The organism is Domibacillus sp. A3M-37, assembly GCF_024213455.1.
Lineage (GTDB): Bacteria > Bacillota > Bacilli > Bacillales > Domibacillaceae > Domibacillus > Domibacillus tundrae.
Genome location: NZ_JANAVL010000011.1, coordinates 105,366 through 119,136 on the forward strand (window position 1 = coordinate 105,366; position 13,771 = coordinate 119,136).

The window sequence follows — 13,771 nt, forward strand, 5'->3', positions numbered from 1 at the left end:
AAAAAGAATATAAAAGACGACAGCTGGTCCTACAGGCCTTTTAAAAAGATATCTTTCCTTAACCAGCTATCAACTAAAAGAATAAATCAGTTTAATTAAATTTCCCTTTCTTTCCTCAGTATTCTTTCGCTTTGTTCACCGGAGATTCGTGTGTGCTTTCGGACTTTAGTTTAATCGCCAGCCAGTCCACCCTGTAAAAACGGATCATAACAGCAATGCCGATCGCGGTGATGAACGCATACAGGGACAGCCAGGCCCCGATGCTTTCCAAATGGAAAACATTCACAGATACATACGCCAGCGGCACAAAAAACAGCCATGATAAGATAAGTGAAATTTTCAGCAAAAATGACGTGTCGCCAATACCCCGAAGACCGCCTGCGTAAAAATTAAACAGCGCATCAAACAGCTGGAGGAAAGCAGAAATTTGAATTAACTGAACAGCCAGCTCGTACACCTCTGGGTCATTTGTATACAGCCCAATAATGGATTCGGCAAACACAAATTCAAGCAGGCCGAGAATAAGAATAAAAATACTGCCGAGAATCGCCGTTTCTGTCCCCATCCTTCTCGCGGACAGCGGGTCTCCGCGGCCAATATCCTGTCCGACTAAAATAGTCGCCGTGGTGCCGAAAGCAAAAGCGGGCATAAAACCAAAGCTCATGACACTGAGGGCTACTTCATTGGATGCTAAAGCATTTGTGCCCAACTGTGTTACAAAAACGGTAAACACAAACATCGCCATGCTTTTTGAAAATTCTTCTGCACCCAATTTCGCGCTTTCTGATGCAATTAAGGTTGAATCGGCGCGTTCGATTTTCGCTTTGGTCCGTGTGCCGTACCGCTTATGCAGCGCAATAAAATAAACGTATGCAGAAAGAAGAAAAATGGTGAATTCACCGATAAAAACAGCCCAAGCAGCACCGACTAAACCCATTTCAGGAAATCCGGCATTTCCGTATGTTAATGCATACGTAAAAAAAATCATTGCCAGGTTTCCGATAATAGACGTGACCATCGGTGTTTTTGTATCACCGATTCCCCGGAAAAATCCGTGTAGCACAAATGTAAAAACCGTGCCCGTCATTGCCAGGAAACGGATCATTAAATAGCTGGTCCCTTCTCTGATCAAATCCGCTGAAGAACCCATAACAGATAAAATGGCTTCCGATGCAAACAGCCCGACCAGAATAACGAATGCATTAGCGATCACACATAAATAAAGAGCAATCCCCGTTTGCTTGATGCCTCGTTTCATATTATTTGAACCATAATGCTGGGCAACAAGGTAATTCACTGTATGGCCAATCCCTGAAAACAGCGCCCACACATTGTACATGATAATGTTAGTGACCCCGACAATCGCAATAGCTAAAGCACCCAGGCTTCCAACCATTATCAAATTAATCGTTCCTGTCGCAGTCATCGCCGCAAAAGAAGCAATCGACGGAATGGCAAGTGCTAATATTTTTTTGTAGTTCATTAAATAAGGTCTCCTATCCAGACGTATGCTGATTCTAAGGTAATTTTAGCCATGTTGCTGCCGTCTATTTTCATATACCCGATTTATTGTATTCTTTCATAAAAACAAGTCATTTTCTACAAAATAGAATAAGTTAAAAAGAATGAGACAGGATTCCGGTGATAGGACATCGAGCTTTCCTTCTGCCTGTTTAATTATATCATCGGGCAATAGAGCCGGCTGCCCGTTATCTATGCCTTCACGCTAAAAACAGCTCATTTTTTCACCTCCATCATTTGCGTATTTCAGTATTCTTTTCTTTCCTGTTACTCTTTTTGGCTCTTTTCTTGAAATAGAGCCAGCTAAAGAATGAGATCACTGCAACCGCTGTCAAAATAAAGAACACTTTGCCTTGCCCTATGCTTCTTAAGTTAATCTGCTCTGCAGGTATCTGCCCTTCGCCAAGTATGGCCAAATCTTCTTGTGCAGCACTGATTTCAGTTGTTCTGCTACAAACACTTCAACACATTAACATAATAGCATATAAATTGAATAAATTTACATTTTAAATAAAGCTAAAAAACCTCTCTTTCTCCATTGACTGCTCTTTGATAGAGAGTGGGCAATACTCAATTTCCGAGATTACAGACATTTCTCGCTTGAAAGGTCTGTAAGGACGCCAGCTTAATGCGTGGTGGAACATCCCTGGACCGTGCAGGACATGTTGGTGGCCATAAAGGAGCATCGGACTAAATTTACCAAGCATACGAGTCTGAGGCCTTTACTGGAATGAAAATTATTCCGACGATTGCAGAAGAAACGTACGTTTGTTTAGTTAGAGAATCTGAATAAGATGAGGCAGTCCTTTGGGATTGCTTTGCCTTTTCTCTCTTTCTATTAAATTAAATTTTATAAAACCCTTGAATTCTTTCATGAAAGCGCTTAACATGTATATGCATCTTAGTACACAACAAGAATTCAAAAAGGGTGATTAAAAATGAATGCGATTACACTAGTCATTGGAGCAATTTGTATCCTAATGATTGCGTACCGTTTATATGGTACGTTTATGGCTGTTAAGGTCTTGAAATTAAAACAAATGCAGGAAGCAAAGCAAACACCAGCCCATGCTTTGGATGACGGGAAAGATTATGTCCCGACTAATAAATGGGTAGCGTTTGGTCATCACTTTGCCGCAATTGCTGCAGCAGGTCCACTTGTTGGGCCGATCCTTGCTGCTCAATTCGGTTATTTGCCCTCTATGCTTTGGTTATTAATCGGTGCCGTTATTGGTGGAGCCGTTCATGATGCAGTGGTTTTATTTGCTTCTATGCGTCAAAAAGGAGAATCCTTAGCAGAAATTGCTAAGAAGGAATTGGGTCCAGTTGCTGGATTCTGTACGGGCCTTGCTATGTTGTTCATCATTACGATTACAATGGCTGGCTTATCCATGGTGGTTCTTCATGCATTGGAGCATAATCCTTGGGGAACATTCGCTGTCGGTATTACGATTCCAATTGCGATGGGCGTAGGATTGTATCATAGAAAAACAGGCAACTTAAAAGCAGCAACGATTGTTGGTTTCGCTTTGATCATGCTTGCCGTATTCTTTGGTCCACAGATTCAAGGAACATATTTAGGAGATTTATTGACTCTTGATGTTACGCAATTATCTATTATTCTTCCTATTTATGCATTCTTTGCAGCGGCATTGCCTGTATGGTTATTGCTCGCACCACGTGATTATCTAAGCAGCTTTATGAAGATCGGTGTTTTCGTAGCATTGATTGCCGGAGTATTTGTGGTTAACCCAACAATTCAATTCCCGGCAGTAACAGAATTCATTCATGGTGGAGGCCCAATCCTGGCTGGTCCAGTTTGGCCTTTTATCTCCATTACAATTGCTTGTGGAGCAATCTCTGGATTCCATGCTTTCGTAGGTTCTGGAACTACTCCGAAAATGTTAAATCGTTGGGAAGATATTAAAGTTGTTGGTTTCGGTGCAATGCTCGTGGAATGTGTTGTTGCGATTATGGCATTAGTTGCCGCTACATCACTTCAACCTGCTGATTATTTCGCAATCAACTCTACACCGGAAGTATTTAGAACACTAGGAATGGAAACGGTTCATCTTGATGATTTAAGTGAAGAAATCGGATTGGACTTAGAAGGACGTACTGGCGGAGCGGTTACGCTTGCTGTAGGTATGACCTATATTTTCACCTCGATTCCTTGGTTTGATAAACTGGCTTCTTTCTTCTTCCAATTTGTCATTATGTTTGAAGCATTATTTATCTTGACCGCCATAGATTCCGGAACTCGTGTCGCACGCTATTTGATTCAAGATTTTGGTGGTGCATTCTACAAGCCGCTAAAACGGATGGATTGGCTGCCTGGCAATATTTTTGCCAGTGCTTTAGCTTGCTTCCTCTGGGGATACTTACTCTTCTCAGGAGACATTGGCTCTGTCTGGGCCCTATTTGGAGTTTCTAATCAGTTGATGGCTTCCATTGGCTTAATTGTTGGAGCTACAGTTATTTTAAGGGTTGCTGACAAGCGCCGTTATATGCTAACTTGCTTAATCCCACTTGCTTACCTTTATGTAACAGTGAATTATGCAGGTTACTGGATGGTCAAAAACGTTTATTTAAACGGAGCAGCTGCGGGCTATAGTGTTTTAAATGCAACGCTATCTATTATCATGCTGGTATTAGGATTTATCATTATTGTAACAGCGATTAAAAACTGGATTGAAACATGGAATAATCCAGTAGCGGAATTGAAAAAAGAATCAGCTTAACAAGCCGGGCCCCCTGAATATGAGGGGGCTTTTTTGGGTACAAAAAAGCCCTTTGAGCCGTAACTAAGGACCCCATGTCAAAAAAGAAAATATTTCCTCTCGTAAAAGGATATAATCATTTGTGCTTTCTATTCTGAAGAATCCGATTTAGAGGATATTAAGGTGAAAGAGGAGTGTCATGATCATCGCACCCGTTGGAGAAAGAAATACCACAATTTATAACAAGCTTACAGAAATGAAGAAAAATGGCGTGTCAAAGGAAAAAGACTTGTGATTTTTGTATAATCAGCAAGCCGTTTTATCAATCTTTTTTAGAAATTATCGAACTTTATTATGAGTTTATGGACAACGATAAAGATTACTGATAAAAACTAACTGTTCATATAGCTTAAAAACTGTAGGAGAATTTTTAAATACTCTTTTTATTTAAAAGTGATTTGATTTAAGATTTTTGCTTTTTGATAATGAAATATTGATTTAGATAATTCAAAGATGATTCCGTTCGTTAAGCATACGGTATTTTCAATAATCAAGGCTGGATCTAGCTCATTAACATGCAGCAGTCTTGCACTTGCTTCATCGATTTTTTCGCAGTTAATTACTTTGTCAGCAAAACCAATGTTTAATTTTAAGTCCTCTATAAGGTAACTGTAAATAGAACTCGATGCAATATCTTCATTTAAGTATGGCACAATATCTTTTTTAAAATAACTTATTTCAATTGAGAAGGGTTCTTTATCTACAATTCTTAGCCGTTTAATATAATAAAGGTTTGTTCCCACTTCACAGCGTAATTTTTTTGCTATTTCTTCATCAGCTTCTATCACGTGTAAGGATAGAATTTTCGTCTCAATTGCTTTTGAAGTCAAATCTTTTGTTAATCCTCTAAGACTGCCTAAATTAATATAATCTGTTACAGATTCTTCCCGTAAAAACATTCCGCTGCCTTGCACCTGATAGATATAGCCGCGATTGACCAGCTGACTAATTGCTTTTCGGATCGTATTTCGGCTTACTTCAAAATGTTTTATCAGTTCTTCTTCTGTCGGCAATTTTTTTGTTTCATCAAATTTCCCTTCCCGAATTTCCCGTTCTAAACAATCAGCTATTTCTTTGTATTTTACAGCCATAAAATCTCCCTATTATTCGTTCAATTATTTACTGCCTCTATTATACAGAAAACCTCTTGATTTTAATCAAGAGGTTTTCTTTTTATTTACAGCTCTTCTCCTCTCGTCTCAATAATATGCTTATACCAATGAAACGACAGCTTTTTCTTTCGATTTAAATGATCCCGATGATCTACGTAAATAAATCCGTATTGCTTTTTATATCCGTTTAACCAGCTTAATAAATCGATGGCAGACCATGCGTAATACCCTTTTAGATGAATGCCTTCTTTAATTGCACGCTTAATCACTTTTAAATGTTCCTCAATATATTTAATACGAGGAACATCGACAATCTCACCATCAATAATCGGATCTTCATCGCCAAGACCGTTTTCTGTTACATACATCTTAATATCACCATAACGCTCTTTTAACATATGCAGCCCATCTAAAAAGCCTTGAGGCGAGATTTCCCATCCCCATTTCGTATATGTTTTATCTTCCATTTTTACGGTCCGATAAAAGCCATCAAAAGATGGGTTGCCGGGAGCTAGAGTTGATGTTTCTCTTGAATGTTCCATGGATGAAACAGCTTCATGATTTTTTTCTACTCGAATGGGCTGGTAATAATTAAGGCCAATAAAATCATTTTTTCCTGCATTTCTTTTTAACGTATCTAGTTCTTCTTCCGTCCAACTTGGCGTCCAGCCTTTCTCTTTTAATTGCTCAACCACATAAGACGGATATTCACCTTTTAAAATGGGGTCATAATACCAAAAAGTTTCATATTCATTGGCATGTCGAGCAGCTAATACATTCTCTTGTTTATCATCTACACTGTAAGCTGGTAAGAATACATGTGTAATACCAATCTCGCCGTAATGATTCAGTTCCTTATAAATTTCTACCGCTTTTGCATGTGCATAAAACACGTAATGTGTCGCTTGAAAGTATTTATTCTCATCGTTTTGGATACCAGGCGGATGCGCTCCTTTTAAATAGCCTAATCCGCAAAACATAACCGTTTCATTAAACGTAATCCAATGTTTGACGCGATCTCCGAAGGCCCGAAAACAAATTTCTGCATACTTGACGAATGCCTCAGCTGTTCGCTTATTCGTCCATCCTCCATCTTTTTCAAGCGTTAGAGGCAAATCCCAATGATACAGTGTAACAAATGGAACAATACCATATTTTAAACATTCATTAATAACATTATTATAAAATTCTAAGCCTTTTTCATTGACTTCTCCGTCTCCTGTTGGCAAAATACGTGCCCATGAAATGGAGAACCGGTACGATTCAAGTCCCATCTCTGCCATTAATTTAATATCTTCTTTGTATCGATGATAATGGTCTATGGCTACCTCTCCGTTTGTACTCTTATACGTTTTCCCCGGAATCTTTGAAAAGACATCCCAATTTGTTATACCTTTCCCATCTTCATTCCATGCTCCTTCTATTTGATAAGAAGCAGAAGCTGCTCCGAATAAAAAGTCATGTGGAAACTTCATTTTAAACCCTCCAATTTCATACCAACTTATCAAATTTATTACCATATATAATATTTATAGGTACAAATATTAAAGAGATTATATAGTTTTTTTCGACTGATGTCAATTTGAGAACCGGACGGCCATGTTAAGCCAAGTGTTACCCTATTATTAGATAGGATACCTAAAGCATACTTAAACAGGACAAGCTTAATAAATGCTGATAGTCGTGGATAACTGAATATGAACATTTTGCTTCTCACACGAAATGAGCGATAGGCGAAAAAATCATACCCATGGCCTGACGGATGCAGTAAATGTGGGGGGGGCATCACTGACCTATAATTTAGTATATACATTAGAGTGGCTGTTCGTAAAAGTGGTGGTAAATTGGCGGACGTTCGTAAAATGATTTTGGACTTAAGCGAACGCTAAAATAGCTGTTGTTTACATAAAAAAGAACTGTGCATAAAAGTGTACTTTTACGAACGGAACTTAACCTTATTGTTTAACTGTTTATCTTTGCTTCTCCATTATTCAAGTGATTGGATTGTCTCACTTTATTGGGTCAGTCCCTTTAAACGATCCAGGGCGTTTTTATACAAAGCAATAGTCATTAGCTTGTATGAAATCTATTAAATAACGGTGGTTTCATCCTTGGAAATTAACAGAATTTTGCCGTCGTCAAGCCGCTGTTCATATGCGACTGCTTCGGCTGAACTTAACCCGATTTCCTCCATTTTAGCCCGGAGTTGATCGCCTTTGTCCCGGAACATATTTTTCACAGCGGTTCCCAGGCCGGTTTCGTCCATGCCGATTTTTTCTGCATCCGACCGGTCGGCTACTTCATCTGTGACTCCTTCATCAGGAGCTAAAACATATACTTCCTCTTCTGCTACACCTCGTGTATACAGTGTATTGGCTGCCTGAATGGCTTCTTCCATCGTCTCGTATTCTCGTACTTTTGCCATTGTTACCACTCCTTCCGAAAATTCTTCCTTACTATTCTATTGACCGGATAGAAAGGATTAAAACATCAAATGCTACAGCAAAGCATTTGATGTTTTCGCCTTTTTACTGTTGCGTTTCTTCTTCCGTAGGGTCATTTTCTGGATCGATCTCATCATCTACTTCCCCGTCATCAAGGCCGTTATCTTGATCAACCCCGTCATTGATTCCACTGTCTTCATCTAATTGATCATCTTGCTCTCCATCATCGATACCGTTGTCCTGGTCTACTCCATCATTGATTCCACTGTCTTCATCGACAGGATTGTTTTCTGGATCTATCTGATCATCCACTTCTCCATCATCAATTCCATTATCCTGATCTTCTCCATCTCCACATCCAGCAAGTCCTCCAAGTGTTAAGACGGCAGCCAGGCTGCCTGTCATCCATTTCTTTTTCCAATTAGAAGCCATGTTGTTTCCTCCTTTGATACGGTTTCATTTATTAAGTACCCTGCACTTTACACTTTAAACACAAAGCATTTTAGCTCTAGCCGAGAAGCTTCCAATAGCGGGCAAGTCCTATCAATTCTTTAAATATTAGATCCTCCAAAAAGAAATGAAGATAAGAAAATTTTTGCAAAAATTAAAAAAACACCCTATTCATGAAAGAGGGTGCTCACTAACACAACATATTTGCATTTATGTTGCATTTGGAATGTATTTTACTTTTCAATACGAACAAGAAAATAACTGCTGCTAGTATTTTTGGAACACTCGCTCAATAAATAGTCAATTTCGCCTTTTATATTTTCTTCTTCAATGATTTTTGTACAGATATCAGTCTCTACACTTGTATTCTCCCCACCAAATTTATCGTTTGAGTTATCGTAGCTATAATGATTGAAATACTTCCATCCGTTTCTAGTACTACGGCTTTTATTTGAGATATAGAATAGATTCCATTTGACCGGGCTGCCTGCAGAATCTCCACTTCTAATACACGTTCTTTCTTCATGGTATGTGTAAAATATTCTCCATTGTAGTAAAGAAGCTCCGGGTTTGATTTGATTATTTCACTCACAAATCTTGACCTGACAGAAAGCCAGGCGATCAGATATTGCATTCCAATCAACAGAAAAAAGGCCGTGAACCCCTCCGCCAGCGCTACCTTTTTACTTAAAAGAATGGTGGCCAAGGTTGAACCAAGCGCAACTGTGACTACTAAATCAAAAGCATTCATCTTTGAAAGGGTACGTTTGCCAGAAATTCTTAAAAAGAAAATCAAACCAATGTAAGCTAAAACCCCTACAATAATGGTTCGTCCAATTGTCTCTCAGTTATTAAAGAACATGTAAACACCTCTTATTTTTAATTGTTATTAGTTAATTCCGAATCATTGATTAAGTACTATAAAGTTTCTAAGCGATATGCTTACTGTGGGTTTCCTGCTTATATCAATGGTTTCCTCATAGTTCGACAGATAAACGTGTTATTCATTAACTACGAAACTAATATTTTTTTAGTTTGTACAATAAGCAGTGAGGAAATAGGAGAGAGAGGGTGATGCAGATTAATAACGAGACGGAAGGAGAGGAAAACGTGCTTTTGTTTTTTACAGCAATCATCTTATTAGTTATAAGTGTGCGAATTTATCTTGGGGTGTACTCTAAGGCGTCAAGTAGTGACGGGCTATCGTGATGGCATCCGGCATTATGATTAATGGGACGATGCAGAAAGTTCCTTTTTTGGCTGTTTCCGTAGGGCCATATGCAGCCCTTGCGCTGTTGCCTATGCTTGCATGGCTTGCCGTTGAATATGTATGGGACGTTTTCGAGGGATCTTTCTATAAGCGGCACCTTTCTAATCCCGTTCAAAGTTTTTCCATAGGAACGTGGATATCGGCACTTTCTATTACCTCTGTGACACTCACTGCGGTACTGCCGTCCTTACGCAATGTAGCCATCTTTTTATTTATCCTAGCGATTCTTCTCATTTTGGCTTTTATCATCCTGCTTGTGATTTGGAACTATGTCCGTTTTTGGTCTTATCCTTCGCGAGTAGATGAGGTGAAAGGCGTTTTGCTGCTAGAGTGTGTAGCGGTTCAATCCATTGTTGTAGCAGGAAATAAATTGTATAGTCACTCTCTTTCCACACAAGCTTCTTTGTTTTTCATTGGATTAGGCATCTTGTTTTATCTAGCAGGTTTTGTAGTCATACTGGCATCTTTTAGAGATAAAAAGGCCTTTTCTTTTATTAAGAACTGGTCCAATACAAATGCTATTATTCATGGAGCAGTCTCTATTACCGGTCTTGCGGTTGTCTCTAGCTCAATACGGGCATCCGATGGAGCGGCTGTTATCCGGTTGATAGCGCTGTTTTTTTGTATCTTTAAAATAAAAAAGAAGGTTCTTTTTCCTGTATGCTGAATCTAGAAAAATAATAATTGGCGGTGTCACACAATGAAAATTAGTTTAATGAAAAGGATTATTTTGCAGCTTCGAGAAAGTCTTTGGATAGCTCCCGCTATTTATAGTTTGCTTGCTATTTTGCTGTCATTAACAATGTTTTACATTGATATTCAATATGTGGGCGATATAGCGGATTACATTCCGTCAATTTTAATGACAAGTGTTGACTTGGCGAAAACGATTATGGGAGGCTTATCATCCGCTCTTTTAACAATGACGACTTTTACATTTTCAACGATCATGGTTGTTCTGACTACCTATTCATCTCAATTTTCACCAAGAACATTGAAAAATTTTGTCCAGGACAAAATGACGTGGCGTGTTCTTGGTTTGTTTATGGGCGGATTTCTTTATAATACACTTTCACTGCTATTTATGAGGGATAATTTATACAATCATATGGTATTGTCTGCTACTGTCGGCATTGCAATTGCGCTTATCTGTCTTACTTTCTTTGCGATATTTATTCACCATATCGCGACGAATATTCAAGTAAGTACATTAATGAAAGAGCTAACAGAGGATGCGTGCCTTGTTATCAAGCACTATCAAGAATTAGGTGAGAAGCAGGGGTCCGAAGAAAATCAAATTGCCAAGAATGCGGCTGAATGGACTTTTACCTCTAAGATGGACGGCTATATTCAATGGATTGATTTCGAAAGGCTAGCTTCATTTGCAAAAAAGCATCAGGCTACGATCGAAGTACTAGTGCATATCGGCGACTTTGTCCATCATGAGCAGTCGATCATCCATTTTTATGGAGCGGAAAAGCCGGAAATAGAAATAAACAAATACATAATGGCAGGCAAAGATCGAGATACCCGGCAAGATCCGGAGTTTGCTCTTCAAAAGCTGGTCGAAGTATCTCTGCGGGCGATTTCTCCTGGAATTAATGATCCCAATACAGCGATACACAATATCCGGCACCTTGGCCGTCTGCTTGGTCAAATGAGTCATATATCAGGTCGATATTTCGTTTTTTCAGATGAGGATCAAGTAGCACGGTTATCTTATCGTCTTCGCCCGTTTCATAAAATACTGTACAACACATTTTTCCAGCTGCGATATTATGGGAAAGACGATATGTCGATGCTGGCCTCAATTACCGAATCATTGACAATTGCGTCTGAATTGTCAGCTGGACACGTTCAATCCGATCTATGGAATATGCAGTTGTATATTGTCGAAGGTATGAATCAAGATGAGATGCTTTCGCTTGACCGTGCTTTTTACCAGGATAAAATCAATCACCTGGCCCGCTCGACAGGAAACGAAACGATTCAGCTTCCCCCCGGCCGGTAAGAGATAACGAGCCAGTAAAAAAGTAGAAGCAAAAAAATAAGTACACGTAATGAAACCCCCGTTATCAGCGGGGGTTACAGACTGTAGACAAACTCGAAGAAATTCGGGTTTGCCTGCAGTCTTTTTATTTTTCACAATAGAAATAAGATATTTTGGCTGAGGTGATGGAAAATGATGACGAGAAGCAACCAGACAGAACGAGACCAACTAGAAGTGATTGCACTGGACCAGCTGGTGCTGCAGGACCACCTTGTGCGGAAGCTGGAGGCGGCGATTGATTTCTCCTTCATTTATCCATTGGTTGAAAATTTGTATTCGAAGCTTGGGCGTCCAAGTATAGACCCGGTCGTCCTGTTTAAGATGACCTTTATTCAGTATGTGTTTGGCGTCCGCTCCATGCGCCAAACGATCAAGGAAATTGAAACGAATGTGGCGTACCGGTGGTTTCTCAGATTTGGCTTCTACACAGAGGTCCCCCATTTCTCCACCTTCGGTAAGAACTATGAGCGCCGTTTTAAGGACACGGATGTCTTTGAACAGATTTTCTACCGCATTCTGAAAGAAATTGCAGACCAGGGACTGCTCAGTGCTGACCACGTTTTTATTGACTCTACTCATGTGAAGGCAAGCGCAAATAAGCGCAAATTTGAAAAGAAAGTGGTGCGCAAGGAGACACACGCCTACGAGGCAAGGCTCCAGGAGAAGCTAAACCAGGACCGGATAGAAGCCATTTCCACCAGATAAATTTGAAAAAGAGGAAACCAAGGAAATCAAGCAGAGCACGACAGACCCGGAAAGTGGCTATTATGTAAAAGACGAGCGCACGAAGCAGTTTGCCTATTCCTTTCATGCAGCGACTGATCAAAAAGGGTTTGTACTGAGCACGATCGTGACCCCTGGAAATGTTCATGACAGCCACATCCTTCAGCCATTGGTGGAACACATTAATGTCTACATTAGAGCCTGAAATTAACAGCCAGCTAAGGATCTCAAGTGGCAGAGCAATTGGTGGAAGCTCCGAACATAATGCCATGTATGCAGTAAGGGGCAGCCGTGAACTTTATGACCTGTGGGCGGAGCTTGTTGGACCTCAGTGGGCATATGATGCTGTTAGTCCTTTATTCCAAAAAAATGAAACGTATACAGGGAACACACAAGAACCGGAAGAACGGGGAAGAAAAGGCCCGATTTTTGTGAGACAGCAAATTATTCCTGAAGATGGACTTGTCACTACTTTAGCGAAAGCAACCTCAGATGTTTTGGATATCCCAATTGTTGAAGACTATAATACAGGCATAAGAGATTGCACATTTTATAAATCACAGGCTACGAACAAAATGGTGCACGGAAGATTTGTTCGTTCATCAACGGCAACTGGATATTTAGATGATGATGTAGTTACACAAGGAAATGAGATCCTGTCTGATGAATTTGGGGTTGGAAGTAGACAGCTGACTATTTTTGCCAAAACAACAGTGAATAAAATTCTCTTTGAACAACAAGAAGGAGTTCAGGCTGCTGTCGGTGTTGAGTATGTCAAAAATGGAAAAATCCAAAGGGCTTATGCAAACAAAGGAATTGTTCTTTCTGCGGGAAATTTTTCTTCGGTCATTCTTCAGCGTTCAGAAATCGGAAATCCTTTGGATTTAGTCCAAATCGGTGTATCAACATTAATAGAGAGCCCTAATGTTGGACACAACTTCCAGGCTCAATTTACTGGCGGAGTGGGGGTTGAAGTAGAAACCAGCCGGCTTCTGGAAGTGAGAGTGGCTGACCCTGACCTGCCATTTCCACTAGGTGCTCATAAAGGAGAAGGACCAACAGGAGGCCGCCGTCTTCAAATTTATAGCAGCATAACACCTTCTTTTCTTCCACCAGCTGTTGTCTTCGAAAACAGCTGGTCGTTTAATCCAAATAAAAAGACGAATGTGATGAGTATTGGCCCTTTCGACAATAACCCGAGAAGCAGAGGAACAATTTTGGCCACTCACAGCGATCCTGAGGCTTATCCAACCGTTAGCCTCAATCCATTGGAAGATCCGAATGATTTAGAATTCATGATCGATCAGTATATTGACATTTACAAAATTATGAAGAAAGCTCGGAAACTTGATCCTGAAGGGATTTATAAGCTGGTATACCCTGCTGAAGATGTCTTTGAAATGACAAATGAGGCAGAAAAA

General features: G+C 39.8%; 10 protein-coding genes and 1 pseudogene. 5 read left to right on the forward strand and 6 right to left on the reverse strand.

Annotated features, from left to right (window positions below; all coding sequences use genetic code 11):
• Positions 1-115: 115 nt before the first annotated feature.
• Entirely contained in the window at positions 116-1,483 is a 1,368-nt protein-coding gene (locus NLX67_RS15850) for an MATE family efflux transporter (RefSeq protein ID WP_254312488.1), read from the reverse strand.
• Positions 1,484-2,459: 976 nt separating this feature from the next.
• Here NLX67_RS15850 and cstA point away from each other — a divergent pair.
• Positions 2,460-4,262 (forward strand): carbon starvation protein CstA, encoded by a 1,803-nt coding sequence (gene cstA / locus NLX67_RS15855; RefSeq protein WP_254312489.1) that lies wholly within the window; start codon positions 2,460-2,462, stop codon positions 4,260-4,262.
• Between the two features lie 422 nt (positions 4,263-4,684).
• Here the strand turns inward: cstA and NLX67_RS15860 are convergent, their stop codons facing one another.
• From NLX67_RS15860 to NLX67_RS15880, 5 genes are all read right to left on the reverse strand, one after another.
• A complete protein-coding gene (locus NLX67_RS15860) occupies positions 4,685-5,392 on the reverse strand; it encodes a GntR family transcriptional regulator (protein ID WP_254312490.1) in 708 nt (235 codons plus the stop codon).
• 86 nt (positions 5,393-5,478) lie between these two features.
• A complete protein-coding gene (locus NLX67_RS15865; RefSeq protein WP_254312491.1) occupies positions 5,479-6,888 on the reverse strand; it encodes a glycoside hydrolase family 1 protein in 1,410 nt (469 codons plus the stop codon).
• A 614-nt stretch (positions 6,889-7,502) separates the two neighbouring features.
• Positions 7,503-7,838 (reverse strand): YflT domain-containing protein, encoded by a 336-nt coding sequence (locus NLX67_RS15870; protein WP_254312492.1) that lies wholly within the window; start codon positions 7,836-7,838, stop codon positions 7,503-7,505.
• A gap of 103 nt (positions 7,839-7,941) precedes the next feature.
• Positions 7,942-8,289, reverse strand: a complete 348-nt coding sequence (locus tag NLX67_RS15875) for a hypothetical protein (protein WP_254312493.1) — start codon at positions 8,287-8,289, stop codon at positions 7,942-7,944.
• 373 nt (positions 8,290-8,662) lie between these two features.
• Complete coding sequence (locus NLX67_RS15880) at positions 8,663-9,145, reverse strand: DUF421 domain-containing protein (RefSeq protein WP_375143396.1); 483 nt, start codon at positions 9,143-9,145, stop codon at positions 8,663-8,665.
• A gap of 370 nt (positions 9,146-9,515) precedes the next feature.
• On the opposite strand from NLX67_RS15880, the gene NLX67_RS15885 reads away from it, so the two are divergent.
• The 4 genes and pseudogenes from NLX67_RS15885 to NLX67_RS15900 form a co-directional block, all read left to right on the forward strand.
• Positions 9,516-10,244: an SLAC1 family transporter gene (locus tag NLX67_RS15885; protein ID WP_254312495.1), complete on the forward strand. Its 729-nt coding sequence runs from the start codon at positions 9,516-9,518 to the stop codon at positions 10,242-10,244.
• A gap of 33 nt (positions 10,245-10,277) precedes the next feature.
• The gene (locus NLX67_RS15890; RefSeq protein ID WP_254312496.1) at positions 10,278-11,588 is read left to right on the forward strand and encodes a DUF2254 domain-containing protein; all 1,311 of its coding nucleotides are present in this window, start codon (positions 10,278-10,280) and stop codon (positions 11,586-11,588) included.
• Positions 11,589-11,759: 171 nt separating this feature from the next.
• Positions 11,760-12,534 (forward strand): annotated as a pseudogene (locus NLX67_RS15895) (transposase); the annotation flags it as partial.
• 1 nt (position 12,535) lies between these two features.
• The coding region (locus tag NLX67_RS15900) for a GMC family oxidoreductase N-terminal domain-containing protein (RefSeq protein WP_254312497.1) at positions 12,536-13,771 on the forward strand (1,236 nt) is incomplete at its 3' end.